Origin of the sequence: Saccharospirillum alexandrii, from assembly GCF_004000275.1 — a bacterium.
GTDB lineage: Bacteria > Pseudomonadota > Gammaproteobacteria > Pseudomonadales > Natronospirillaceae > Saccharospirillum > Saccharospirillum alexandrii.
Genome location: NZ_RCIP01000001.1, coordinates 230,386 through 256,136, shown reverse-complemented (window position 1 = coordinate 256,136; position 25,751 = coordinate 230,386). Strand labels below are relative to the sequence as shown.

The window sequence follows — 25,751 nt, the reverse complement described above, 5'->3', positions numbered from 1 at the left end:
ATGCAAATATTGCATACCATGGAGCTGAGATGGACTTCGAAACACGCTGGCTGGAGGACTTTATTGCCCTGGCCGATACCCTGAGCTTTTCCCGCGCGGCGGAGCGACGCTTTGTGACTCAGCCAGCTTTCAGTCGACGCATTAAAGCGCTGGAAACCACACTGGCGGTTCCCCTGGTAGACCGTTCAACAACCCCGGTGCGCCTGACCGACGAAGGCCAGCTGTTTCTTCTGACGGCGCGAACCGTGATGTCTCAGTTGCGCGAAACCGTCAGCCGATTGCGCGGGCTGGATGCCAACCAGCAAGCCACGCTGCGTGTAGCCGCCGCACACTCCCTGGCCTTCTCTTTCTTCCCCGACTGGATGACCGAGCATCGGGATGTGATGAATAACCTGAACATGCGCCTGGTGGCAATGAACGTTGAAGAAGCCTTGCATGCCCTGCGCGAAGGCCAGTGCGATTTACTGCAAATCTATTACGACTCGTACGCCACTCTGCAACTCGACGCCAATACCTTTCCCTCCATTACCCTGGGCCACACACGCCTGGTTCCGGTGTCTGTCCCCTTGCCAGGCACCGACCAGCCACGCTATTCACTCGACCGTGAAGGCCAGGATGAAATTCCGTTGCTGGCCTATACACCCGGCGCGTTTCTGGGCCGCACACTGAGGCTGATGTTAAAACAGGATCCGATCCGATTGCGGCTAAAAACTGTCTACGACACGGCCATGGCGGAGGGACTAAAAGGCATGGCATTAACCGGCGCCGGCATCGCCTGGGTACCGGAGCTATGCATTCGACGGGAGTTGCGAGAGGGTGAACTGGTCATCTGCGGGGCAGAGCGCTGGCATGCGCCACTGGAGATCCGGCTGTATCGATGTGCGCTGGTTCGGAACCCATCGGTAAACCGGCTTTGGCAGCGATTGGCCGCCCAATAAAAAAACCGGCCAAAAAGCCGGTTTTAACGATCACAGTCGCTATTCGTGGAGCAGTAACCCGTTCGTTTTACTGGATTTCGCCCACTTCGACAAACGCACCGTTACGCACGGTCATTTCAACAATCACGCCAGGAACGTCACCGCTGTCATCGAATTCGTGCTGGCCGGTTGCGCCTTCGTAGTTGATGTCCTGACCCGCTGCCAGCAGACGCTTGGCTTTGCTCCACTCACCCGGCAGGATCACTTCGCCCGGCGCAGTCGCTACGCGGCGGACATGGTCGCTCAGGCCTTCACGGCTGTCTTCGCCCATTGATTCGATGGCCAGCGCAATAATGAAGGCGGCATCGTAAGACTGACCGGCAAAGGTCGCGTTCGGATCCAGCTCAACCGCTTCGGCCAACCCGGCAAACACAGCTGATCCTGGCAGATCCGGGGTGCCCGGCTTGGTAGCAATCATGCCTTCAAGCACATCGGCGCCCACAGCCCGGACCAGGCCGTCACCGACCATACCATCACCACCAACGTAAGTGACGAAGTTGCCACTCTCGTTCGCCTGACGCAGGATCGTCTGACCAGACCCGTCGGCATAGGCCAACACGACCAGGTTTTGTGAACCGGTAGACGCCAGAGAAGCAATTTCGGCACGGTAGTCGGCTTTGCCGTCTTCATGCGCTTCATTGGCCATGACCATGCCACCTTCGTTCTCATAGGCCGCCGCGAAGGCATCGGCCAGGCCCTTGCCATAGTCGTTGTTCACATAAGTGACCGCGGCATCGTTAATGCCTTTGGAGATCAGTAACCGTGCCAGAACTTCGCCCTGATAAGCGTCAGACGGCGGTGTACGGAAAACCTGATCATTATCATCCATCTCTGTAATCGCCGGCGAGGTGGACGCCGGTGAGATCATCACCACACTGGCAGGAATGCCTACGTTGTTGGCGGCGGCAATGGTCGCCCCTGAACACAGGGCACCGACGATCGCAGTCACATTTTCCGAGTTGATCAGTCGGTCGGCACCGTTGGTAGCGGCCGATGAGTCAACACAGGTGGTATCAGCGCTGGGCATGACCAGAATGTCACCATCCAGAATACCGCCCTGGCCGTTCACATGCCTGACGGCCAGACGCGCAGCGTCGTAAATGGGAGGTGTCAAACTTTCAATCGGGCCGGTAAAGCCACCCAGAAAGCCGATTTTTACTTCTTCAGCCTGTACGGCACCGACGAGTGCTGCAGCGGTTGCTACGCCCAAGAGTGTTTTTTTAATCATAGAGTTCTCTCTCGCTGTTATTATGTTTCCCAAAGGGACCACTTCATGTTGAGGATTTTTTGTCAGAAACACAAGCCTTCAAACGGCGCATAGGCCCGCATTGTCGGCTTTGTTCACTTTCTGTTCAGACATGACCTGCAATCCGGTGATCGCGTGAGCTGTGCACAGTGCCAGTCTTGTTCTTGTTGTTAGACGGTATTGTTTCACTGCGCCATCGCAGCTTCTCCTATTTTTCAAGCGACATCACCCCTGACCAAAGAAAAAGCTTTACGATGCATTGTAAAGCCACGGTTCCAACTCAGGGAAAGAAGCCATTGGTCAGGAAAAAGGCCACCCAGAACCGCACGTCCTCATCGTTCATGATGAAGGTATGACCTGCCTCTGCCAGACGGAAGCCATCGGCCTCGCTCAGGCGGGCACTGGCCACCGATACCTTGCCATCATGATCACCCTGAAACAGAACATTGAACCAGGGGTCGCTGGAGCGGGTTCCGGTGATCACGCCCACGGGCACATTAATGGGATCCAGCTGGTTCACCAGCGCCTCGTCATCGGTCGACAGTTCCAGCGCCGCAGGGCCCATAATCCACTGAAACCAGGCCTGGTCTCCCAGGGCATCGATCACTTCACTGCCGTGGTTGGGCGGGCTCAGCATCACTACCCGCCCCTGCCCCGGCAGATCCGCACGCTGCAGCCAGTAACGGGCCAGTATGCCGCCAAGTGAATGGGTCACCAGATGAACGGTGTCGTAACCCTGCCGGTTTACCCGCTCCACCGCGTTCGCAACGTAGGCCGACAACTCCGGGACGGTCTCCTTTCGGCTTGGGTATTCCTGATTACAGGTGGCAAAGCCTGCCTCCTGCAGAGCACCCGCCAGCCTGGCCATGGACCTATCGGTTCGGCCCAGTCCATGCACCAGTACCACAACCTGATCGCCCTCGCCTTCCACGGTGCACAATTCCTCCTGTTCCGGCACCATCAACCCGGCGTCGATGCGCACATCGGCCAGACTTACGCGCCAATCTAGATGCGGCCCGGTGCTGCGACCGGTTGTGCCCACCGCTGCGATCAATTCACCCTGTTCAACCTGATCGCCCACACTGACATGCACACCGGATAAATGCAGAAAGCTGGACGTCAGCCCCATACCGTGGTTCAGCAACACCGTGCCACCGCTGAAATACAAATCCGGTTCTGCCAGCGTCACAACGCCGGAGGCTGGCGCGTATACCGGTGTGCCAGTGGGTACCGCAACATCAATGCCCCAGTGCGGCGCTGAAGGCGTGCCGTTCAGAATACGCTGGCTGCCATAGACCCCGGAGATTCGCCCATAGGCGGGCCAGACAAAAGGCTCAAGCCAGCCTTCACTGTCGACCCGGCGAGCACGGGCTGCTTTGACGCGTTCCGCTTCGGCCAGTATGCGGGCAAGCTGTTCTTCAGGCGGGGTCACCCGCGACGGATCCAGACCATCGACGCGCTGAATTCGATAGTCCCGCCCTTCAATGTCCAGCTGAAACCGCTGCTCTGCCTGCCCGGGCACATTCACCGATAACGGGTACTCGCCCTCCATCATACGCTCGAAACCCAAAATGAAGCGGCCCTCAGCGTCGACCGGTACAGACTGTCCGGCGAACCTTATATGGCTTTCGGGCTCGGCCCGGCCGACAAAATAGCCACCGCCCTGCAGTACACCATACCCTTCCGGCAGGGCCCAGGCTGGCCTCGTCAGCAAGCAACACAGAGCGGCAGCAATCAATGGCAGGAGGCTGCGGCGAAGGCTTCGCCAGTCGATGCGCATCGGGACCTGATGCAGGTCATTACCCAAGGTAGCTCTCATCTTATATACTCATTTTCAGGTTCACGACTTGCCGAACTCCGGCATGCTAATGGCGCGCTGAATCTGCGTCAGTCTGTAGGCGTCAGCACGATCTATCTTACACACTATTGGCTCCCTGTTGGGCCCGCCATCAAACCGGTTAAGGATTCAACTCCATGGCTGTAGTTCCGGTGCTTGTTATTAATTCCGGCAGTTCATCGCTCAAATTTTCGCTGTTCGACATGACCACCGGCAACGACATTTTGTCGGGGTCAGTCGATCGACTCAACACGCGCAATGCCGAACTGAACTGGCATCAAGCCCAAAAAAAACACACCACTCCCCTGCCCGACCAGGGTCACTCGGGAGCCTTGCAGGCGGTCAACAACCTCGTCACCCGCCTTAGTTTGAAAGAGCCTCTGGCGGGCATCGGCCATCGGGTTGTACACGGTGGTGAAACCTTTACCGATTCTGCCCGGATCACCGAGGCTACCCTGCACGGCATCGAAACCTGCGCCAATCTTGCCCCCCTGCACAACCCGGCCAATGTGCTGGGCATTCAGGTGATGCAGGCCTTGTATCCATCGGTACCTCAGGTAGCTGTTTTTGATACGGCTTTTCACCAGTCGCTGGACCCGGAAGCCTTTCTCTATGCCGTGCCAATGAAACTCTACCGGGAGCAGGGCGTTCGACGTTACGGGTTTCATGGCACCAGTCACAAATACGTAGCGCAACAGGCGGTGCAACAACTGGCGTTGAACCCCGAGTCGCATGCCATTATCACGGCTCACCTGGGTAACGGCTGCAGTGCAACCGCAATTTCCGACGGGTTTTCGATTGACACCACCATGGGGATGACCCCCCTTGAAGGGCTGGTCATGGGCACGCGCAGTGGCGATATCGACCCAGGCTTGCATGAATACCTGAGTGAGCAACTCGGTTGGAGCATTGCCGATGTAACCCAGATGTTGAACCGCGACAGTGGCCTGCTGGGACTGTCGGAACTGTCGAACGACATGCGCACGCTTACCGAAGCGGCAGCCGGCGGGCACCGTCAGGCGCGTCAGGCCATCGACGTATTCTGTTTCCGCCTGGCCCGCCAGATTGGCGGCCTGGCAGCCTCGCTTGGCCGGCTGGATGCCCTGATCTTTACCGGAGGTATCGGTGAAAACGCGGCGGACATTCGCGCTAATGTACTGCAACGCCTGGGTGTATTCGGGTTTGAACTCGACCATGACCTGAACATGGCGCATGGTGACAGCCGGGGCCAAATTTCAACAAGCAAAGGCCCGGTTGCTGCCGTCATTCCCACCCGGGAAGAATGGATGATCGCGCAGGACACCCTGCGGCTGATCAACGAAACCCCGACTAACTGAGTACCAGGGAGCGCCTGTGCAACATACTTTTTTCATGACAGCCATCGGTGCCGGTACCGGTCTGACCTCTGTGTGTCTGGGCCTGGTTCGGGCCCTGGATCAACTCGGCATTCGGGTGGCGTTCTGCAAACCCATCGCCCAGCGTTATGGCACGGACCCGGGGCCGGAACGATCGACACACCTGATCAACGCCACGCTCGGCCTGCATCCAGCCGCGCCGATCAGCCTGGCGACAGCGCAGCAGGCGTTATCTCAGAACAAGACGGATGATTTAATGGAAGACGTCATCCAGCTGTTTCAGCAATCGGCAGGCGAGGCGGATGTCGTCATCGTCGAAGGGCTGGTGCCGCTGGGTGATGAAAGCTACATCGGCAAGCTGAACGTGAACATGGCCCGGGCACTGGATGCCGACGTCATTCTGGTGGCCGCCAAAAACGCAGAAAGTACGGCGCAGTTGAACGAACGCATTCAGGTCAGCGCCAGCCTGTTTGGCGGCATCGACAACGCCCGGGTGATCGGCTGCATACTCAACAAGATCGGGGCGCCAGAGCCCGACTACCAGCAAATATTACCGAGTGAAGACGGCGAACAGCATCTGGCTATTCCTACCGACCCCGACAAGATCATCGCCTCGCTTCCGGTCTTTTCGAAGCCGTCGTTCCGGTTTCTGGGGGGTATTCGCTGGAATCCGCTGCTGGTAGCCCCCCGCACCCGGGATGTTGCCGACCATCTGCAAGCAACACTGCTCAATCGTGGTGAGCTGGAGACCCGCAGAGTTCAGGCCATCACGGTCTGCGCGCGAACCATGCGCAATATGCTGCATACCCTGAAAGCTGGGACCCTGGTGGTGACCCCGGGCGATCGCGAAGACATCGTTCTGGCCAGCTGCATGGCCGCGCTGAACGGCGTGCCCCTGGCAGGCCTGGTACTGACGGGCGGACTGAAGCTTGATGACGCCGTGATCGATCTGTGCCAGGCCGCCTTCGCCACCGGCCTGCCGATGATGGAAGTCAGTTCCAATACCTTCGTGACCGCCCAGCGGTTGAATGCCATGAATACCGAAGTACCGGTCGACGATGTCGACCGCATGGATGCCGTCATGAACGCGGTTGCGGCAGACCTTGACGGGGACTGGCTGGCCCAACGCGCCCGGGTTGGCCTCGAACCGAGACTGTCGCCTCCAGCCTTTCGCCACCGGCTGGTCGGTCGAGCCCGGCAAGCCAAAAAGCGCATTGTGCTGCCTGAGGGGGATGAACCCAGAACCGTGCAGGCGGCCATTGCCTGCCAGCAACGTGGCATCGCTCACTGTGTGCTGCTGGGCAAGCGTGACGACATAGAGCGCGTCGCCGCCAGCCGCAACCTGACATTGCCGCCGGACCTTGAAATCATTGACCCGGACCGGGCCCGCCCGCGTTACATACAACCCATGGTTGCCCTGCGTCAGCACAAGGGTCTGACGGCGCCAATGGCCGAAGCACAACTGGAAGATACCGTGGTACTGGCCACCATGATGCTGGCTGAAGGCGATGTGGATGGCCTGGTGTCCGGTGCGGTGCACACGACCGCCAATACCATTCGCCCGGCGCTGCAGCTGATCAAGACCAAAGCGGATGCCAGCCTGGTGTCGTCGGTATTTTTCATGCTGCTGCCCGACCAGGCGGTGGTCTATGGCGACTGTGCCGTTAACCCGGACCCGAATGCCGAACAACTGGCCGACATTGCCATTCAAAGTGGCGACTCGGCCCTGGCGTTCGGCATAGAGCCACGCATCGCGATGATCAGTTATTCCACCGGCGAATCAGGCTCTGGCGACGATGTGGAAAAGGTACGAGCGGCGACCAAACTGGCACAGTCAAAACGCCCGGACCTGCTCATCGACGGGCCTTTACAGTACGACGCCGCTTCAACACCCTCAGTCGCTAACAGCAAAGCCCCGAACAGCAAGGTGGCCGGGAAGGCCACGGTATTCATCTTCCCGGATCTGAACACCGGCAACACCACCTACAAGGCAGTTCAGCGCAGCGCCAATGTGGTCAGCATCGGCCCCATGCTGCAGGGGTTGAGCAAGCCAGTGAATGATCTGTCGCGCGGCGCCACGGTCGACGACATCGTCTACACCATCGCCCTGACTGCCGTGCAGGCCAACCAGCCCGGCTGAACGAGTCACCGGTTTCAAGAAATTGGCCGAATTGCCATTACCTGATCTATAAATTAGGTAGCGGTCATTCAAATGCGAATGACCTGGTATTACTTTTCCTTGGAGCCCGACTCATGACGTCCTGGACTATTCGCACCCGCCTGATGGTCGGGGTGGCGCTCAGCGTACTGGTGCTGGTCGCCATCAACGGCATTTACAACTACCAGCAAGCCCGGTCAGCACTGGTTGAGTCGGTATCCGACACGGTGCAACGCAGCGGCACCGGCACCCGCCGCTTTGTCAGTACCTGGCTGACCAGCAAGGCACAGGTGGTCGAGTCAGCCGCCCAGGCCATTGCCAACGCCCCGGACCCAATTCCGGTGCTGACGCAAGGCAACAACGCGGGTAACTTTCTTTATATGTACCTGGGTACCCGGGCCGGTGACATGATCATGTTTCCGGCGGAATCCCTACCCGATGACTACGACCCCCGCACCCGGCCCTGGTTTATTCAAGCTCAGGAGGAACAACAACGCATTGTTACCGCCCCCTATATTGATGCGTCTTCTGGGGATCTGGTGATGAGTTTTGCCCAACCGGTGGGCGCTAATGTGCTCGCTGCCGACGTAGCCCTGACTGATATCGTTCAGGAAGTGCTGGGGGTTGAACTGGGCGAATCGGGTTATGCGGCACTGGTCGATGGCGCCAACCAGTTTCTGGTTCACCCAGACGAAAACCGGCTCGGAGAGAATCTCAATGACTTGATCGGCAATGCCCAACTGACTACAACCACCGCTGGGGTTTCCGTCAATGGTGAAGGCTGGCTCAGTGCCGCCTACCCGATTGAAGGCAGCGACTGGCAGGTCGTTTTAATGGTTAGAAGCAGTGAGGCCTTCGCCGGACTTGGCGCTCTGGCACTCAGCAACACCCTGGTATCTGCCCTGACCATCCTGATCGTGACCATCGTTTCCGGATTTCTGATTTCCTATCTGCTGCGACCCCTGGCCGGGCTCGATTCAGCCATGTCTGATATCGCCCAGGGCGAAGCCGACCTGACACGCCGGCTTACTGTGGTCCGCGACGATGAGATCGGCTCACTCAGCCAATCGTTCAATCAGTTCGTTGAATCGGTGCATCAACTGGTGTCGGAAAGCCTGGGCTATTCCCATGAGCTGGAAACCCTGTCGGATTCCTCACGCAGGAATGCCAAGGCCAATAACGATGCCATTCAGTTGCAGCAGAGCGAAATCAGTCAGGTAGCCGCTGCCATCAACGAAATGTCGTCGACCTCGGCCGAGGTGGCACAAAACGCCGGAGATACCGCCGAAGCGGCTCAGAAAGCCTCGACTGAAGGCCAGAACGGCATGGGAAATGCCGCCGAGAATCGCCAGCGCATGGGTAAGCTGACCGGGCAGATCGACACCGCCACCGGTGTTATCGGCAAACTGGACGAGCAGGCACTGGAGATCAACACCATTCTGTCGACCATTCAGAACATCGCCGAGCAAACCAACCTGCTGGCTCTGAATGCCGCCATTGAGGCGGCTCGCGCCGGAGAACAGGGGCGTGGTTTTGCCGTGGTTGCCGATGAAGTGCGGGCTCTGTCACAACGCACGCACCAGGCCACCGGCGAGATTCAGACCATGATTGAAACCCTGCAAGAGCAAACCCAACAAGCCGTATCAATCATGAACAGCAGCAAAACTCTGACCGACGAAACCGCCAGCAGCGCCCAGCAGGTAACCCACAGCCTGTCTGTTATTGCCGAATCGATAGAGGACATTTCTTCCCGGGCACAGAGCATTGCGGAGGCTTCTCGCGAGCAAAACATCGCGACAGAAGAGATCAGTCGCATCGCCACGGCCATTCAGGATGCCTCCAATCAATTGGCCGACAACGTCGATCAGGCAACCGCCCAGTCGGACGAGCTGCATGGCGTCAGCCGCAAAATCCGGCAGAATTTGTCGCGTTTCAAGGTTTAAGACTCAGAGTTGTCGGCTGAATAAAACGGAGCCGGTGCCTTCAAGGTGGGCACCGGTTCTCAGAATAGGGTACATTCAGAAGCACAGAGTCACCGCTGACGGAGCCCTCATGAAAGCCGTATTCCTCGACGCCGCCACCTTCCCCGACGAACTAACTCTGACACCACCAGACGCCGTAACCGACTGGCAAAGCTTCGACAAAACGTCACCCGAACAGCGCCTCGAACGCTTGCAGCAGGCCGACATCGCCCTGGTCAACAAGGTGGTGCTGGATGCGCCCCTGCTGGCGCAGCTTCCCGACCTCAAATGCATTGGCGTAACAGCCACCGGCACCAACAACGTTGATCTGGAGGTCTGCCGGGTCCGGGGCATTGCCGTGTTCAATGCCACCGGTTACGCCGTTGACGCTGTGGGTGAACATTGCATCATGATGATACTGGCATTGGCCCGAAACCTGAAGGCCTACCTCAGAGATGCCGACAACAAAGGCTGGAGCCAGAGCCCGTTTTTCTGCAACCGCATCGCTCCGATCAATACCCTGAGCGGCAAGCGCCTGGTGATTGTTGGCAAAGGTGACCTGGGTACGGCTGTTGCGACCCGGGCTCAAGCCCTCGGGCTCTCGGTGACTTACGCTGAACGGCCTGGGGCAGAGACGGTCAGGCCGGGTTATACCGCCTTCGAAACGGCGCTGTCGTTAGCCGACATACTGAGTTTGCATAGCCCGCTGACCGACCAGACCCGGGGCATGATCAACCAACACACGCTGAGCCTGATGCAGCCGCACGCCCTGCTCATCAACAGCGGCCGGGGCGATCTGGTGGTTGAATCCGATTTACTGGATGCCCTGACCCGGGGCGTCATTGGCGGGGCGGCGCTGGATGTGGCCAGCAGTGAACCACCCCCGCCAGACCACATCATCTGGCAAGTGGCGGCCCTGCCGAACGTCATTGTAACGCCCCATGTCGCCTGGTCTTCAGATGGCGCCATGGCCCGTCTGCTGCGCCAGTTGGAGGAAAAACTGAATCGCTGGGCCCGGCAGGAACCCGGCGCACTGGACGACTCGCTGACCCACGACAGTTAATAACTCAATTTCTGGAGTTCGGGAACCTTGGGTGCCTGTCGTTCGCGTCGGATACCGGTGGTGCCTCTGCGGGGTCGGCGTGAATCCATCCATGGAGCCTAGACCGCAGAGGCACCACCGGCACCCGCCGCTAGTACTGTGCGAACTCCGTAACTTGGGTTATGAATCAGGCTGCTTCTTGCTGGTGGCCATCTCCGGCTTGTGAGCCAGCTCACAGGCTGTAAAAAAAGCCCCATCAGTGACCTACATTCATCGCACTCATTTCCCTCCAGACTAAGCGATACGGGGGTTTTGGCGTATAATCCCTCTTATTACCGCTGGACCAGCCTCTGTGTGAAATGGATTCCCGGACATGAGTGTCATCGATTTAATCAAAGAAAAGAAAGAACGCCTGAGTCAGAACCAGGCGGAATTCAGGGAGCTTATTGCGCCGCAATGGCGCGAGTACTGGAACGAACTCTGGCAAAGCGCCCGCAATCACGAGTGGGTCAACTGGGTTCTGGACCAGGATCGCAAACCGGTCGATACCCCACAGGATTCACTGACAGAATGCGACAACCCGCGCGCTGAGGCCATGCGCCAGACCTTGCTGAGCCAGTTGGGTGATGTCGTCTATGAGGGCGAGTGGCTGACTCTGGAACAAGACCGTATCAACGCCTTTGCCGAGGTGACCGAAGACCAGCAGTGGATTCACACCGACCCGGCGCGGGCTGAACAGGAATCTCCGTTCAGGGCCACCATCGCCCATGGGTTTCTGACCCTGTCGATGATTCCCAAACTGACCAACTCGGTCGACCCGGCCAATCCGCCCTACCCTGGCGCGAAAATGGTGGTCAATCTCGGCCTGAACAAGGTGCGTTTTCCCTACCCGCTAAAAGCAGGCAGCCGGGTACGGGCTACCAAGAAGATCGTCGCGGTTGAAGTAGTGCGTCGCGGGCTGGAAGTCACGGAAGAAGTCACCGTCAATATCGAACACACCCGACGCCCAGCCTGTGTGGCTGAAACCGTGGTTCGCCTGGTCTACTAAGTCAAGTTCCGGAGTTGGGGACGTTGGGTGCCTGTGGTCCGCGCCGGTTACCGGTGGTGCCTCTGCGGGGCCGGCGTAAATCCGTCCATGGAGCCTAAACCGCAACATCCATGTTGCGGGCTTCCCCGCAGAGGCACCACCGGTAACCGGCACTCGCATTATGCGAACTCCAAAACTTAAATTAGTTAAAGACTCCACTGTCCAAAGCTAACCCGATCCCGGTTCCCCATATCCTGCACAGTTGCTACTGAGCCATAGCCTTGGCTTTCAAAACACGCTCTGACTGCCTTGCCCTGGGTCCAGCCATGCTCCAGAAACAACCAGCCACCTGGCGCGAGAACCCGTCGCCCCTGCTCAATCAGAATTCGAATATCGGCCAGTCCATCCTCGGCGGCAACCAGAGCAGACCGAGGTTCAAAGCGCACATCGCCTTGCTGCAAGTGAACATCATCGGCGGCGATGTAAGGAGGATTCGATACCAGCAGATCCAGGCTGTGATCCGCCAATGTATCGCACCAGTGGCTTTGACCCACAGTCACTGGCAAACCCAGTTGGTGCGCATTCTCTTGCGCCAGGGCCACGGCATCCGGTTGAACATCAAAAGCGCTGATGCTCCAGCCAGGTCGTTCACTGGCCAGCGCCAGTGCAATGGCACCCGTTCCGGTGCCCATATCGGCCACTCTTAGGGATGGTTGGTCAAAGCGACTCAGAATAGCCTCGACCAGCGTTTCGGTATCCGGCCTGGGAATCAGGGTGCTGGCATTAACCTTGAACGGCAGAGACCAGAACTCGCGCGTACCGAGAATATGAGCGACTGGTTCACCGGCTAGTCGGCGGCGCACGAGGTCTTCAAAGCGGTGCTGCTGGTCATCGCTCAGTTCCCGTTCGGGCCAGGTAAAAAGCCAGGTCCGGCTTTTATCGAGCACAAAGGTGAGCAACAGATCGGCATCGAGCGCTTCCAGGCCCTGTTGTTGCGCCCATTGCTGGGCCTGGCGCACCTGATTCAGGCTGGAGTCTGACATGGGTGAGGGTTCCTGTAGGGTCAGCGCAGATCAGGACTGCGACATATCAGCCAGAAGTTGTGCCTGATGTTCCTGCACCAGCGGGTCCACTACCTGGTCCAGCGCGCCCTGCATTACTTCATCGAGCTTGTAGAGCGTTAAATTGATGCGGTGGTCGGTAATGCGCCCTTGCGGGAAGTTGTAGGTACGAATGCGCTCGGAACGATCGCCACTGCCAACCAGGCTGCGCCGGGTATCGGCCTGTTCACGAGCGGCGGCACTGGATTGGGCATCCATGATCTTGGCGGCCAGCAGCGACATGGCCCGGGCCTTGTTCTTATGCTGAGAGCGTTCGTCCTGGCATTCCACCACAATGCCGGTGGGCAGGTGCGTCAGACGCACCGCCGAATCGGTTCGGTTAACGTGCTGACCGCCCGCGCCCGAGGCGCGGTAAGTGTCGACCCGCAAATCACCCTTGTCGATCTCGACGTCGGCCAGCTCATCGGCTTCAGGCATCACCGCTACGGTGCAGGCCGAGGTGTGTATGCGCCCCTGGCTCTCGGTTTCCGGGACGCGCTGAACGCGGTGGGCACCGGATTCAAACTTGAGATGCGAATACACCTGGTCACCGCTGATGCGGCTGATGATTTCCTTGAAACCACCGTGCTCGCCTTCACTGGCCGACAACACTTCAAGACGCCAGCCCATGCGTTCCGCATATCGACCGTACATCCGGTGCAGGTCACCGGCAAACAGGGCGGCTTCGTCACCACCGGTGCCGGCCCGCACTTCAAGAAAGACGTTACGTCCATCGTTCGGGTCTTTGGGCAGCAGCAAAATCTGCAGTTCATCGGTCAATTGTTCCAGGCGCTCTTCGCCTTGTTTTACTTCGTCGCGGCCCATGTCGCGCATCTCGGGGTCGCTGTCGTCCAGCAACTGGCGTGCATCGTGAATATCGCGCTCAACGCCCTCATAGCGCGCAAAGCAGCCAACGACGTCTTCAAGCTCCGCATATTCCTGGGAATACTGACGGAACCGAGTCTGATCGGTGATCACCTCGGGTTGGGAGAGCAGACGTGCCAGTTCGTCATAGCGTTCTGTCAATTCAGACAGCTTCTGGCGGATGGAGTCTTTCATAGACGCTTGGGTGCCTTATAAATCAAACAGACGCGAAGCCCAGTCACTGGCTTCCTTGTCATCACCGTCCCCATGGGCCTTGCGCAAGGCCACCGTGGGGGCGTGGAGTAATTTGTTGGTCAGCCCCCGGGCCAGTTGCTCGACCACCCGTTGGGCGTCGACACCCTGTTCCAGAGCTCGCCGGGCTTTTTCCAGCTCGACGTCCTTCAAGGCTTCGGCCTGGTGACGCAGAGCGCGAATGGTGTCAGCCGCCTGGCGTTCTTTCAACGACTGACTGAATGCATCGGTCGAACGGGCGATGATGTCCATCGCTTCGCGGGCGGCTTCCTGCCGGCTGCGTACGTTGGCTTCGATGACGGTTTTGAGATCATCCACCGTGTATAGATAGACGTCTGACAGATCCCCCACTTCACTCTCGATATCCCGCGGGACAGCGATGTCGACCATGAATACCGGCTTGTGGCGGCGCTTCTTCAGCGCCCGCTCCACCATGCCCTTGCCAATGATCGGCAACTGACTGGCGGTTGAGGAAATCACGATGTCGGCGCCGGGCAGTTCATCGGGGATGTCCGACAGCAGCACGGCACGGGCCCCGAATTCCGACGCCAGGCTTTGCGCCCGGGCCAGCGTTCGGTTGGCAACGACGATGTCGGTTACGCCCTTGTCGCGCAGGTGGCGTGCCACCAGGTCAATGGTTTCACCAGCGCCAATCAGCAGTGCCCGGCACCGATCCAGGCGGTCGAAGATGCGGGTACTGAGGCGCACGGCGGCGTAGGCGACACTGACGGCATTCTCCCCAATAGCGGTGTGGGTGCGCACTTCCTTGGCAACACGGAAACTGTGTTGGAACAGGTGGTGCAACTGTTGACCGACGGAATCGTATTCCTGGGCGACGGCGAAAGCCGACTTCAGTTGCCCCAGAATTTGCGGTTCGCCCAGCACCATGGAATCGAGCCCGGCCGCGACGCGCCCCAGATGAGAGACTGCATCGGCATCGGCATGAATGTAGAGCGCAGCGCGCAGTTCGTCGGGGGAGATGCGGTGTGTCAGTGCAAGCCATTGAATCAGGGCTTCTATGCCAACGGCAGGTTCGGTCAGGGAGCAGTAGATTTCACTGCGATTGCAGGTGGAGAGAATCACCGTCTCTTCGATGCCCGGAATCGCCAACACCGACGAAAGGGAGTCGGGCATGGTTTCGGGAGCGAAACTGACTTTCTCCCGAACGTCTACTGACGCCGTGTTGTGATTAATACCTAGGGCCAGCAATGACATGTTTGGACGGGGCCTGCTCACTTCGTTGATCAAACGCGTAGTCTACCGATTTTCCAGTCCCGAGGCGACTGTGATAACGCCCGGCACTCCAGCTCTGGCACGCCTGAAGACTGCCATCTTTACACGGATTTACGCTTCGTCTGCTGTACCCGGCAGCCACCCACAGGTCACTCTAACCAGGCACTGGAAGGCAGTATGAGGGCAGCCGGGTCACAAACAATGCCGCGGCCGCTATACTCACGATTGCCGATAGCTATGAGGCATGATGGGATGCATTGTCCGAGCCACCCGAGACTGAGCTGTACCATCGCCCTGTGCGTACACCCTAACCACGATGTTAACTGCACCGGCTGTGATTCAGTCCGTGCATCCCAGGGCAACACCCCGGCAGCAAAGCCCCGGAGTAACCTGTGTGTTAACCCAGGTCGTAACCCTCATCATCAGACTGCGAAGCCGAGACACATGACATCAACAGCACCTTTTAAACGCACCATGCTGGCCACTCTGGTTCTTAGCCTGGCCTTAAGTGGCTGTACCACGACAGCCTCCCAGGCCGAGTCATCGGACAATGCCGCGCCTCAAACCGATTCATCCGACGCGCAAGCATCCCGGTCCGACACGCCTATTGCGACAACACCGCTGACCGGAGAAGCTTTTTACACCCTGCTACTGGCAGAAATTGCCACTAACCGTGGCGACTACGGCGCAGCCGCACAGCTCTACAGCCGCCTCGACCGGCAATACGACGATCTGGAAGTGGCCCAACGCGCCACCGCGTTGAACCAGGTGGTGGGCAATTACGATGCCATGGGCGAACATGCCGGCCACTGGTTACGGCTCGAACCAGAGAATGCCGAAGGCTGGCAAGCGCTGACCATCGCCAGCCTGGCGAATGCAGATAAGGTCACCGCCAGCCGGGCTCTGAATCAGTGGCTGGCGCTCGACCCGGACGCCAAAATTGAAGGGGCACTCGCCGGCATTACCACCCTGACGGCCGACCAGCAAAAAGGTTTGCTGCCAGTATTGGCCGAGGCCGAGGCCAACCACCCGGAGAACACCAGCATCGGGTTTGCCAATGCCCAGTTGCTGTCGACGCTGGGCCAGTACGAACAGGGGCTGGAGGCCATCAGGGCCAACCGGGCACAGCAAGACAGTCCAGACAAAGGCCTGCTGGAATTCCGGCTCCACCTCGAACTGAACGACATTGAACAGGCCCGCACGGTAATCAGTGATCTGGCCGAGCGCTATCCTAACAACAGCCAGGTTGCCACGACGTTCGCTGGCTTTGCCTATGCCGATTCGGATACCAACAAAACGGAGACGCTGGAATCTCTGTTCAACCGCTTCCCGAACGAACCGGTGATCGCCCGCGCCTTCGCCCGCGAATCGTTCGACAATGACGATTACGACACCGCCGAAGTGCTGTTCGAACGGCTGGTAAATTCTGAATTCAGCGATGAAGCCCACTATTTTCTGGGCAGAATCAGTCGCATTAATCGTGTACCCGATGAAGCCGCCCAGCGATTTTTAAGCGTCGAAGCACCCCCCTACCTGGTATCTGCCCTGGCTGAGCTCAGTGAAGTCTGGCAAGGCACTCGCCCCACCGATGTCCAGGAAGCCCTGCATCAGGCCCGCCAGAATTACCCGGCCCAAAGCCCGGTATTGTGGCGCATTGAAGCGGACCTGTTTCGCAGACTGGGTGATACTGACCAGGCCATGGCCGTGTACGGGCAAGCCCTGTCAGCCCACCCGGGTGATACCAGCCTGCTTTACGACCAGGCTCTAATGGCGGCCAACCTAGGCCAGTATGAATTGCTTGAAAAAAACCTAACAGAAGTTCTTGAGCAGGAGCCGGATAACGCCTCGGCACTGAACGCACTGGGTTACACCTGGGCAGACCGCAACATGAATCTGGACCAGGCAAAGCGCTACATCGACCGGGCACTGGAGCAGCAACCGGATGACCCGGCAATTCAGGATTCCAAGGGCTGGGTGGAATACCGCCTTGGCAATCTGGAAGAAGCCGAGCGCTGGTTACGTCGCTCTCTGGAGTCGATGGAATCGGACGAAGTTGCAGCACACCTGGCGGCGGTATTGTGGGAGCAGAACAAACAGGAAGAAGCTCAACGCTGGCTCGACCAGGCGTTTAGCTGGAACAGCAACAGCCCGACCGCCAGGAACATCATTGAAACGCTGGACATCGACCGATGAAGTCGTTTCTCTTTGTTGCTCTGGCGACTCTGGTACTGACGGGCTGTGCCGGTTTCGGCAAGCAGCCCGGAGCCAGTGAGCTGACCGAAAACTGGGCGCTGTCTGGCAAGATGGCGGTTCGCAACGCCACCGAAGCCAGCAGTTTCAATGTGGACTGGGAGCAACGGGCGCAGGACTTTGAGATCGAACTGAGCGGCCCGCTGGGGCAAGGTGCCGTTCAGATTAGCGGTGAACCGGGCGAAGTGACTCTAACGAAAGGGTCCGATCAGGTGACCCGCAGCACCCTGCGCGAGCTAGCCTACGAAATTACCGAACTGGATCTGCCGCTCGACTACCTGCAATTCTGGGTTCGAGCCAGGCCCTACCCGGGCATCGACGCCACCATCGACCGGGATTCCACCAGTCAGCAGGTTCAACGCATCACCCAATCGGGCTGGCAGGTAGACTACCCGGTGTATTTCGATGAAACCGGAGAATCCCTACCTCGAAGAATCGACTTCGCGCGCAACGGCAGTAGCGGCCGACTGGTAATTCGCAACTGGATTAGTGAGCTGTAACCCCAGTTTCGGAGGCCGCGCCAATGAAGGCTAGTGACGGGTGCCGGTTAGGCTTATCCAGGGTGGTCCGCAGCAGGGAGCTGCGGTCCAGGCCCCATGGATGGGTTCATGCCGACCCTGGATAAGCCTATCCGGTGCCCGGCACGGGTTATAGGCAACTCGCCTGTCGCGGCCTCCGAAACTGGGGTTACTTCCCCAAAACGCCCACGACTATTGATCCTTAGTATCGTCAGGTTCTGGCGCAGCAACGTCCATTGCCGACGTCAGGGCCGGTAACCCCCTCTTCATTTGCACCGCATTTGCATACTGGCGCAGCATATAGGGTTTGAGGGTATCCCGCGTTACCGCTACTCGCTCAGCCAGCTTCACTGCATCCGCATTGGTCGGTTCGGTGTGGTCACCATGAAGAGTGGCGTGGGCCCATTTGTTGGATTCGTACAGGCGGTAATGTTTGTGCACCTGGGCGTCGATCGCTGCGGCGACATCAGTGTCTTTTTCGTAGTTGCCGTTCAGTACCTCACCAAAGGCCAGATGCACCCGCCCTTTCCAGCCGGTCATGCCGCGGGCAATGGACTGAACGTCTTCGTGGGCTTTTTTCTTGTAGCCGCCCTTGTGTTCCTGGGCATAGAGCTCGCGGGCCTTGGAAAGGTCCAGCGGGTCCACTTCATAGCTGATGGTTACCGGCACAATGTTCAGTTCGCGAATGTAGCTGGCGTAATCGCGGTCTTTGGGTTTGCTCAGGCTGAACATGCCAATAACCGCCGGGTTGGTTTTGTCGTAACCGTCTTTGGCCCGGCCTTCCCGCTGCGCAATCCAGACATTCGCCCGGTCTTCGGTGATGCAGTGGTGTATATACCGCGACAGGACCTGGGCTTCTTTCAACTTGGCCTTCATGCCCTTGACCGAGCGACGCACGATAAAGCTTTTGTTCAGCCGCATTAGATCACTGACAAAGGGTTTGCTCAGCAGGTTGTCGCCAATGGCGATACGAACGGTCTGGAAACCGGCGTGATAGAGCGTCCAGTTCACCATGGCCGGGTCCATGACGATGTCCCGGTGGTTGGAGACGAAGAGGTAACCTTTGGTCGGGTCGAGCGATTCGAGCCCCGAGACAGTCAGGTCGGCGACGCTTTTATCGAGCATGCGCTTCAGATAACCGCGCAACCGGGGTTGAAAGTCGTCCACTCGGCGGATGCCGCGAAATTGCCAGGCCAGACCCAGGCGAATCAGGGGGCGCAATAGCCAGGGCGCTTTGCGGTTCAATCCCGGGGCGACCCAAGCGCCGATGGCAGCGTGCATTTCCGGGTCAGCCAACACTCGTTTTAGTACGAGCGGTACTTCGTCGTCGTTAAAAGGACGAATGTCGTCAAATTCAGCAGTCATACAGCCCTACGAGACCAGTAAAAGGCGGCTACTGTACTCTAACCCGGCGTTAAAATCAGGCCTGGCGTTCAGAATGCAGTCGTTAGGACTCACTGGGCACCTTCAGACCAATGCCCTTTAGAATCACATGCGTCAGCGTACGTTCAGCCGCCTCGAAATCGGCTTCCGTCAGACCGTCGCTGTCGAGCGCCCATTCGATCTGGGTGGCGAAGTCGGCATAATGCTGGGTGCTGCCCCAGATCATGAACATCAGGTGCAGTGGGTCAATCGGGTCTATTTTGCCAGCGTCGATCCAGGCTTTGATCACCTCTGTGCGGCCCAGGGCCCAGTGGTGCATGTCTTGCGCCAGATACTTTTTCAAATGTGGCGCGCCCTGGATCACCTCGATGGCGAAGATCTTCGACGCCAGAGGGTGACTGCGGGAATAGCGTATTTTTGATCGAATGTAAGCGTAGATCGTATCCGCCGGGTCTTCGTCGGCGGTGGTGGTGTTGAAGGCCTGGTTCCACATGCCCAATATGTCTGACAACACCGCGCCATACAGGCCGATTTTGCTCTGAAAATAATAGAGAATGTTGGATTTGGGCAGGCCGGCGCGTTCGGCAATGGCATTGAGCGAGGTTCCCTTGAAGCCATGCTGCGCGAATTCAATTTCGGCGGCTTCAAGAATAATGGCTTCGTTCTGTTGCCGGATTCGCCCTGCCTTTTCCTTGGTCTGGAACTCTTCTTTCAAGCGTTTCTGGGCCTGATCGACCATGATGACTTCCCGCACTGAGGTGATAGAGAGGGCGAAGCCAGTGGCTCACGACCAGCGCTCACCGGCCAGTCTAACCCACTGATTCCGCGTACATTTCGAGCTTAAGCGGCTTCCCAGTTCAATGCAACTGGCTGGCTAAGCGCCGAAGCGCAGCTCGCCGGCGACCCAGGTAGCGCGCGTCAGACGTTCATCGCCCAGAATCAGGGTCGCAAACAAGGCTTCATCAAGCGATGTTGCTTGCGCCAGGCGCGCGCTGAGGTTGGCGCTGCGGTTCGGGTCGAGCACAACCAGATCCGCCATTTTACCGCTGTCCAGGGTGCCGATGTCAGCCTGCAGGTGCAGCGCCCGGGCATTGCCCGCAGTCATCTGATACCACAGCTGGTTGGCCGTCAGTTTGTAGCCCTTTAACTGACCGACTTTATAAGCTTCAGCGGCCGAGACCAGTTGCGACAACGAGGTGCCACCGCCGACATCACTGGCCAGGCCCAGCACAACGCCCTCCTGCTCGGCGCGGGCAAAGTCGAAGAGGCCACTGCCCAGAAAGGTATTTGAGGTGGGGCAGACAGCAATGCGCGTCTGGTGCTCGCGCAGGGCAGTCCATTCGCGATCGGTCAGGTGCAGCCCGTGCGCCAGCACAGACCGGTCGTGCAGCAGACCATAGTGCTCATAGACATCCACATAGTCTCTGGCCTTCGGAAACAGTGACTGTACCCAACTGACTTCATCCGGGTTTTCGGACACGTGAGTTTGCATGTACAACCCGGCGGCCTCGCTGTGCAAGGCACCTGCACGCTCCAGTTGCGCTTCGGTCGAGGTCGGCGCAAAGCGGGGAGTGATGGCGTAGTGCAGGCGGTCGGTGCCGTGCCAACGATGTATTAGCCGGGCGCTGGCTTCAAACCCACCGTCGGCAGTGTCGCTGAGGTAATCCGGGCAATTTCGGTCCATCAGTACCTTGCCGGCAATCAGAGCCATGCGGCGCTCGCGGGCTGCTTCGAACAGGGCATCAGTGCCCGCCTCATGCACGGTGCCAAACACCATGGCGGTGGTGGTGCCATGTGCCAGCAGCGCATCCAGAAAGACATCGCTTTGCTGACGAGCGATCAGCGGGTCTTCAAAGCGGCGCTCGGCCGGAAAGGTGTAGCGGTTTAGCCAGTCGAGCAGTTGCTCGCCCCAGCTGGCCATCACCGGCATTTGGGCGGCGTGGACATGGGTGTCGATCAGGCCGGGCAGAATCCAGGCATCGCCATAGTCTTCAACGCGGGCAAAGGCCTGTTGCGCCACTGGCAATTCCGCGGCGGGGCCTTGCCAGGCAATACGCCCCTGATGGATCACCAGGGCAGCGTTTGGGCACTGGCGAATCGTGTCAGGCTCGGGGAAATCGATGCTGTGACCCAGTAGCAAGGTTGCCTGGGCAAGCTGTTCGGGCGTCAGACTGGCCGACACATCAGGTGCCGGTGAGGTGTTCTGTTCGGGGCTGGTCATGGCGAGTCACGGGTAGTTCATACAGGAAGACTGTACCAAAGCTGACCAAAAGGTCAACTAGGAGCCTATCGGACATAGGGGATCGAAGCGAGGGAGTAGACGGCGAGACCCAATGTTTGCAAATTTCGAGTGCATCGTGGGCCTATGTGCTCGAAATTTGCGGATATTGGGGCCGATGTCCCGCTTCCGCAACCGATTCATCCTAAGTCCGACGGGCTCCTAGGGTAGCCACAAGGTGAACACTGCCCCGCCATGCTCAGGATGGTTGGTCAGTTTGATGTAGCCTTCGGCGTCTCCCTGGCGATGCAATTGGGCGATCTGCTGGCAGAAATACAGCCCGAGGCCGGTGCTGCCATTCTGAAAACTGAGTTCGCCCTGGTTTGGGGTTTCACTCATGAAGTTCATCATCTTCGCGGGGTAGCCTTCACCATTGTCGGTGAGGGTAATGCACAGCCCACCGTCGGCCATAAAGGCCCGGAAGTCGAGCCGGTCTTTGGTGTAACGAATGCTGTTGGTCAGAATATTGGCCAGTACGCCTTCGATCAGCACCGGGTCGATGACCCAGGCAATGTCAGGGTCTTCCAGTTCAATGCCCAGATGAATGCCAAGAGACTCCAGCGTTTGTTGATAGCGGGAGGTGGCATCGTGAATGACGTCTTCGATCAGCACTTCATCAAAATCCGGCCGGAAGGTGTCGGTGTTCATGCGATACAAGCCGAGCATGTGCACCAGATCGTTGTTGATGCGCCCTGCTTCCAGTCGCAGCCGGTTCAATTTCAGCGTACTGTCCGGCTCGCGCTCGTGAATGCTGTCGATCACTTCACGCAGTTCGTTATCGATCAGGCTAAGGGCATTTTTCACATCATGGACGGTAGCGGCCATGATGGTGTGCATATCAACTGGGTTGCTCATGTTTCACCTTGGCATGCAGCGCAATGACTTTGTCTCGAATGCTAGTATAGCGCTCGTACTGATAGTGGTCGGCGGGCAGATAGTTCAACCGGTTGACGATATCGAGACAGCGATCAAGCTGTGACAAAGACACGCGGGTCTGCCCCATCAGCAGCAAACTCGATTGAACAAAATTCAGAATAATGCCCGGGTGGCGGGGCGAGAATTTAAGGGCGTCTTCAAACAGCTTGGTCGCCGCCTGATAATCCTTGTGTTTGTACAATTCGATGCCTTCGGTGTTCACTTTGTGAGCATGACGCCGAGCTTCCTGGGTGATGGGTTCGGCCTGCAACTGGTTCAGCCGTTTTACAAAGTTACCGGATTCCTTATGGTACTGACGCAATTCCTCGACCAGGGCGTCGGCCTCTTTCGACAGCCCTTTTTCATAAAGAATGTCGACGATATCCAGTGCACTGTCCTCACCGAGGTCCCCCATGTGTTCCCGAGCTGCCTCGGCGACCGATTCCAAAAACACCCGATCGGTGGATTCGGCATCACCTGCATCGGCCAGGTAAGCCCGATAGGCTTTGCTGAACAATTCGGTATCCGGCTCATCCGGGTATTGCTTGATCAGTTTTTTCAGCAGCGACTGGGCATCCTTCTGCAACCGGCGCTTGAGGGCGTCATCATCCAGGCTTTGGAGTTGCGTTCGGGTAGAGCGCAGCACATCTTTATACCCACGGGATGATTCATGCATGGTGCCGTCCGCCAGGCTAACGATTTCCTTGTAGGCTCGGGTGGCAGCAACATGGTCGCCGTTGTCGCTGGCCAGCCCGGCGAAGACACGTTGACGGGCAATGTTCCGCGGCGATCGAACCAGTGCCTGCGACAGTGTTTCCTGTGCCTTCTCGGGCTGCTTGATCTGCATTTGCACATCAGCCAGCAGGTCATAGGCTTCAACCATGTTGGGCTGCAACATGATCAGCGTTTTCAGGCCGCGCTCGGCGGCTTCGAGTTTGCCTTCCTGAACATCGATCCGGTGGCGTTCCAGTCGCGCCCAGGGCAAGTCCCGTTTATCGAGCAGTGCTTGCAGAAAATGAGCAGCTTCGGTCATCTGGCCCTGGTGGAAGAGCGCTTCGACATATTTTCGTTGTGCCCAGCCCCGGTATCTCGGTTTGGTTTCCATCACTTCCCGCGCTGCCTTGGCCAACGCCGGGTAGTCTTTTCTATCCAGCGCCTGATTGATCGGTCCTAACGCCGACTGTCTATCCAGCCAGCGGTCCAACCGGTTTTGCAGGGTATCCATGGCGAAGGGTTTGGCCAGATAGTCATCGGGCTGAAATTCGAGGGCGCCCATCACAAAATCGCGCGAGGTCTCGGCGGTGATCATCACAAACACAGTCTGGTAAGACAGCCACCCACGGGTGCGCCACTCTTCCAGCAACTGAGATCCGTTTTTGCTTTTTCCAAGGTTGTAGTCACAGAGAATCACATCAAACGTCTGATCACGAACGCTTTTGGTTGCTTCTGTTCCATTGGACGCCTCGGAGACATGGCTGACCCCCAGTGAGTTCAGCATACCCTTGACCGACTTGCGCACATTGGAAAAATCGTCAATCAGCAAAAACTTTTTGTTCAAAGACTGGTTCAATTCCAAATCACTGTTTCCTGTCGGTTTCAAATTGTCTGGGAGTCTCGGGTTCCCACCAGACCCCAAACCAAGTAACGACTGTGTCGTTTTGACCTCTGTTCAAACACGCTGCTGCCCTTAGGGTAGCCTCAATTTCGTTTTTTTGCCCGGGTCAGACTGCCAGAGCGACGACGTTTGAGGCTATACTGTCACCACGTTCGGTCAACTGAGAATGTCGGCCGGGTGTACACACACCGTTGGCGCCAGCGGCGGTGTAAAACCAACAGATACAGGGCGGAACCGCTGCATTATGACTGTTGCTGCATTGTCCGAGTACCGGGTTTACGCCCAACGACTGTTCACCCCTCTTTTTCGGCTTAGCCTTGGCCTCCTCGCTGCCCTGACGCTGACGACCGCCTTCGCAGAATCTGATTCGACCGCTTCGACTGACCCGGCAGCGCCTCAGTCGACGCAACGCAGTGACCCTGATGCAGAACCAACGGCACCTTTGTCGGCCGACACTGCAAACGAAGAGTCCGCCCTGGCAAAGTTCGTAGCCATGGTCGACGCTCAAGACTGGCTCAACGCCCGGGTGATGGCCAGCGAGCTACGAAGCCGTTTCGAGGGCACCCCCCGGTTTGATCTCTACTACGCCCGCGTGCTGATTCAGGAAGGCCGGGCACAAGAGGCCATTTTCGCACTGGAGCGAGTACTGGCCTTCGCACCCGAGCGGCACAGAGTGCGGCTCGATCTGGCGCGAGCCTATTTCATCAATAACAATCTGGAACGGAGCCGAACCGAGTTTGAGCGGGTTCGGGCCACCAACCCACCGGTCAATGTCCGTAATAACATCAACGATTTTCTGGCGCGAATCGATGCCGCCCAGCGGGCTCAGATCCAGCAGTTTCAGATGTTTGCCGGGCTTGATGTGGGGTACGACACCAACATCAACGGCGGCGCAACGCTCGATGAGCGTTTGGCCCCCAACCTGCTGGGCCTGACGAACTTGAGCGAGTCGTCGAAAGCCATCGACAGCAGTTTTGGGCGTTTTCGACTGGGCAGCACCTGGGTGCGACCTACTCACCTCCGGGCGGCCAATATTTATAGCCTGCAGGGCTTTACCACCCTCTATCCCGGCAACAATGGCTACAACCAATTGGGCCTGAACGGCCAATGGCGGTACCAGAGTAACACCGACCGGTCGCGTCAGACGCTGGCCGTCAATGCCGGGCAGCTGTGGCTGGACAACACTCCCTGGCAATTCAGTCTCAACCTGAGCGGCGAAGCAACCTACCCGGTTTGGGAGACGGTATGGCTCGGGCCGGTAGCATCGACCAACGTGGCGTTTGCCCAGCAGGATGGCCGCAGCAACAGTGTTCGGGATGCACTCGGTCTGGTTGCCACGGTGCAGGATGCGCCCCGCCGTCACCGCATTAGCAGTCAATTTGTTCAATACAGCCGGGCCGGAACCGAAAACGGTTACAACGAATGGCGCGGGTTGGCACAACGCTATCAGCTCGACTGGCGCTGGCCGAACCGGTTAACGTCGACTTTGGTGCTGGAGCACCAGTGGCATCGGTATCAGGCCGATGACCGTCTTTTTGTGGAACAGGGCACGACTGATAACAAGCGACGCTCTGATCAGCTGTTGTCGTTCGATGCCAGCCTGACCTGGGTTCCCGAGCCCTGGCTGACCAGCCGCAGCGGGCTGCGCTATGACTGGCTCGACAGCAACATCAATGCCTACAGCCGGGATCAGTGGGTGATTAGCCAGTCCCTGACCCTGACGTTTTAGGAGCCCTGACC

General features: G+C 58.2%; 19 protein-coding genes. 9 read left to right on the top strand and 10 right to left on the bottom strand.

Going from position 1 to position 25,751, the window contains the following annotated elements:
- Positions 1 to 29: 29 nt before the first annotated feature.
- Entirely contained in the window at positions 30 to 938 is a 909-nt protein-coding gene (locus EP166_RS01220) for a LysR family transcriptional regulator (RefSeq protein WP_127554988.1), read from the top strand.
- 67 nt (positions 939 to 1,005) lie between these two features.
- Here the strand turns inward: EP166_RS01220 and EP166_RS01215 are convergent, their stop codons facing one another.
- Together EP166_RS01215 and EP166_RS01210 are read right to left on the bottom strand one after the other, a co-directional pair.
- Positions 1,006 to 2,205, bottom strand: a complete 1,200-nt coding sequence (locus EP166_RS01215) for an ABC transporter substrate-binding protein (protein WP_127554987.1) — start codon at positions 2,203 to 2,205, stop codon at positions 1,006 to 1,008.
- Positions 2,206 to 2,503: 298 nt separating this feature from the next.
- Positions 2,504 to 4,042: a peptidoglycan DD-metalloendopeptidase family protein gene (locus tag EP166_RS01210; protein WP_220432468.1), complete on the bottom strand. Its 1,539-nt coding sequence runs from the start codon at positions 4,040 to 4,042 to the stop codon at positions 2,504 to 2,506.
- A 155-nt stretch (positions 4,043 to 4,197) separates the two neighbouring features.
- Here EP166_RS01210 and EP166_RS01205 point away from each other — a divergent pair, with 155 nt between their 5' ends.
- The 5 genes from EP166_RS01205 (at position 4,198) to EP166_RS01185 (ending at position 11,624) form a co-directional block, all read left to right on the top strand.
- Entirely contained in the window at positions 4,198 to 5,397 is a 1,200-nt protein-coding gene (locus tag EP166_RS01205) for an acetate/propionate family kinase (protein WP_127554986.1), read from the top strand.
- 34 nt (positions 5,398 to 5,431) lie between these two features.
- Complete coding sequence (pta, locus tag EP166_RS01200; RefSeq protein WP_127556212.1) at positions 5,432 to 7,555, top strand: phosphate acetyltransferase; 2,124 nt, start codon at positions 5,432 to 5,434, stop codon at positions 7,553 to 7,555.
- 113 nt (positions 7,556 to 7,668) lie between these two features.
- Complete coding sequence (locus EP166_RS01195) at positions 7,669 to 9,516, top strand: methyl-accepting chemotaxis protein (RefSeq protein ID WP_127554985.1); 1,848 nt, start codon at positions 7,669 to 7,671, stop codon at positions 9,514 to 9,516.
- Between the two features lie 109 nt (positions 9,517 to 9,625).
- Entirely contained in the window at positions 9,626 to 10,597 is a 972-nt protein-coding gene (locus EP166_RS01190) for a D-2-hydroxyacid dehydrogenase (RefSeq protein WP_164743773.1), read from the top strand.
- A 352-nt stretch (positions 10,598 to 10,949) separates the two neighbouring features.
- Complete coding sequence (locus EP166_RS01185; RefSeq protein WP_127554983.1) at positions 10,950 to 11,624, top strand: MaoC family dehydratase; 675 nt, start codon at positions 10,950 to 10,952, stop codon at positions 11,622 to 11,624.
- Between the two features lie 185 nt (positions 11,625 to 11,809).
- Here the strand turns inward: EP166_RS01185 and prmC are convergent, their stop codons facing one another.
- The 3 genes from prmC to hemA are packed head-to-tail and all read right to left on the bottom strand — an operon-like array spanning position 11,810 to position 15,034.
- The gene (gene prmC, locus EP166_RS01180) at positions 11,810 to 12,646 is read right to left on the bottom strand and encodes a peptide chain release factor N(5)-glutamine methyltransferase (RefSeq protein WP_127554982.1); all 837 of its coding nucleotides are present in this window, start codon (positions 12,644 to 12,646) and stop codon (positions 11,810 to 11,812) included.
- A gap of 30 nt (positions 12,647 to 12,676) precedes the next feature.
- Positions 12,677 to 13,762 (bottom strand): peptide chain release factor 1, encoded by a 1,086-nt coding sequence (prfA, locus tag EP166_RS01175; RefSeq protein WP_127554981.1) that lies wholly within the window; start codon positions 13,760 to 13,762, stop codon positions 12,677 to 12,679.
- A gap of 15 nt (positions 13,763 to 13,777) precedes the next feature.
- Positions 13,778 to 15,034 (bottom strand): glutamyl-tRNA reductase, encoded by a 1,257-nt coding sequence (hemA, locus tag EP166_RS01170; RefSeq protein WP_127554980.1) that lies wholly within the window; start codon positions 15,032 to 15,034, stop codon positions 13,778 to 13,780.
- Between the two features lie 462 nt (positions 15,035 to 15,496).
- Between hemA and EP166_RS01165 the strand changes: the two genes are divergently transcribed.
- Positions 15,497 to 17,245, top strand: coding sequence for a tetratricopeptide repeat protein (locus EP166_RS01165; protein WP_164743772.1), 1,749 nt, complete (start codon positions 15,497 to 15,499; stop codon positions 17,243 to 17,245).
- Positions 17,242 to 17,802 (top strand): lipoprotein insertase outer membrane protein LolB, encoded by a 561-nt coding sequence (lolB, locus tag EP166_RS01160; protein ID WP_127554978.1) that lies wholly within the window; start codon positions 17,242 to 17,244, stop codon positions 17,800 to 17,802. Before EP166_RS01165 ends, lolB begins: the two co-directional genes overlap by 4 nt.
- 210 nt (positions 17,803 to 18,012) lie before the next feature.
- Here the strand turns inward: lolB and EP166_RS01155 are convergent, their stop codons facing one another.
- The 5 genes from EP166_RS01155 to EP166_RS01135 form a co-directional block, all read right to left on the bottom strand.
- A complete protein-coding gene (locus EP166_RS01155; protein ID WP_127554977.1) occupies positions 18,013 to 19,185 on the bottom strand; it encodes a 1-acyl-sn-glycerol-3-phosphate acyltransferase in 1,173 nt (390 codons plus the stop codon).
- Between the two features lie 82 nt (positions 19,186 to 19,267).
- Positions 19,268 to 19,942: a TetR/AcrR family transcriptional regulator gene (locus tag EP166_RS01150; protein ID WP_127554976.1), complete on the bottom strand. Its 675-nt coding sequence runs from the start codon at positions 19,940 to 19,942 to the stop codon at positions 19,268 to 19,270.
- Between the two features lie 135 nt (positions 19,943 to 20,077).
- Complete coding sequence (guaD, locus tag EP166_RS01145) at positions 20,078 to 21,424, bottom strand: guanine deaminase (protein ID WP_127554975.1); 1,347 nt, start codon at positions 21,422 to 21,424, stop codon at positions 20,078 to 20,080.
- A gap of 219 nt (positions 21,425 to 21,643) precedes the next feature.
- Positions 21,644 to 22,336, bottom strand: coding sequence for a sensor histidine kinase (locus EP166_RS01140; protein ID WP_127554974.1), 693 nt, complete (start codon positions 22,334 to 22,336; stop codon positions 21,644 to 21,646).
- Positions 22,320 to 23,954 carry a tetratricopeptide repeat-containing response regulator gene (locus tag EP166_RS01135; RefSeq protein ID WP_127554973.1) on the bottom strand — a complete coding sequence of 545 codons (1,635 nt, stop codon included), beginning with the start codon at positions 23,952 to 23,954 and terminating at the stop codon, positions 22,320 to 22,322. The genes EP166_RS01140 and EP166_RS01135 overlap by 17 nt, the downstream gene beginning before the upstream one ends.
- 301 nt (positions 23,955 to 24,255) lie before the next feature.
- Between EP166_RS01135 and EP166_RS01130 the strand changes: the two genes are divergently transcribed.
- Positions 24,256 to 25,740 (top strand): tetratricopeptide repeat protein, encoded by a 1,485-nt coding sequence (locus EP166_RS01130; protein WP_164743771.1) that lies wholly within the window; start codon positions 24,256 to 24,258, stop codon positions 25,738 to 25,740.
- The last annotated feature ends 11 nt before the right edge of the window (positions 25,741 to 25,751 follow it).

Excerpts from the sequence above, each read along its gene's own strand:
- EP166_RS01220 (WP_127554988.1), top strand. The coding sequence starts at position 30 with ATGGACTTCGAAACACGCTGGCTGGAGGACTTTATTGCCCTGGCCGAT.
- EP166_RS01215 (WP_127554987.1), bottom strand. The coding sequence starts at position 2,205 with ATGATTAAAAAAACACTCTTGGGCGTAGCAACCGCTGCAGCACTCGTC.
- EP166_RS01210 (WP_220432468.1), bottom strand. The coding sequence starts at position 4,042 with ATGAGAGCTACCTTGGGTAATGACCTGCATCAGGTCCCGATGCGCATC.
- EP166_RS01205 (WP_127554986.1), top strand. The coding sequence starts at position 4,198 with ATGGCTGTAGTTCCGGTGCTTGTTATTAATTCCGGCAGTTCATCGCTC.
- pta (WP_127556212.1), top strand. The coding sequence starts at position 5,432 with ATGACAGCCATCGGTGCCGGTACCGGTCTGACCTCTGTGTGTCTGGGC.
- EP166_RS01195 (WP_127554985.1), top strand. The coding sequence starts at position 7,669 with ATGACGTCCTGGACTATTCGCACCCGCCTGATGGTCGGGGTGGCGCTC.
- EP166_RS01190 (WP_164743773.1), top strand. The coding sequence starts at position 9,626 with ATGAAAGCCGTATTCCTCGACGCCGCCACCTTCCCCGACGAACTAACT.
- EP166_RS01185 (WP_127554983.1), top strand. The coding sequence starts at position 10,950 with ATGAGTGTCATCGATTTAATCAAAGAAAAGAAAGAACGCCTGAGTCAG.
- prmC (WP_127554982.1), bottom strand. The coding sequence starts at position 12,646 with ATGTCAGACTCCAGCCTGAATCAGGTGCGCCAGGCCCAGCAATGGGCG.
- prfA (WP_127554981.1), bottom strand. The coding sequence starts at position 13,762 with ATGAAAGACTCCATCCGCCAGAAGCTGTCTGAATTGACAGAACGCTAT.
- hemA (WP_127554980.1), bottom strand. The coding sequence starts at position 15,034 with ATGTCATTGCTGGCCCTAGGTATTAATCACAACACGGCGTCAGTAGAC.
- EP166_RS01165 (WP_164743772.1), top strand. The coding sequence starts at position 15,497 with ATGACATCAACAGCACCTTTTAAACGCACCATGCTGGCCACTCTGGTT.
- lolB (WP_127554978.1), top strand. The coding sequence starts at position 17,242 with ATGAAGTCGTTTCTCTTTGTTGCTCTGGCGACTCTGGTACTGACGGGC.
- EP166_RS01155 (WP_127554977.1), bottom strand. The coding sequence starts at position 19,185 with ATGACTGCTGAATTTGACGACATTCGTCCTTTTAACGACGACGAAGTA.
- EP166_RS01150 (WP_127554976.1), bottom strand. The coding sequence starts at position 19,942 with ATGGTCGATCAGGCCCAGAAACGCTTGAAAGAAGAGTTCCAGACCAAG.
- guaD (WP_127554975.1), bottom strand. The coding sequence starts at position 21,424 with ATGACCAGCCCCGAACAGAACACCTCACCGGCACCTGATGTGTCGGCC.
- EP166_RS01140 (WP_127554974.1), bottom strand. The coding sequence starts at position 22,336 with ATGAGCAACCCAGTTGATATGCACACCATCATGGCCGCTACCGTCCAT.
- EP166_RS01130 (WP_164743771.1), top strand. The coding sequence starts at position 24,256 with ATGACTGTTGCTGCATTGTCCGAGTACCGGGTTTACGCCCAACGACTG.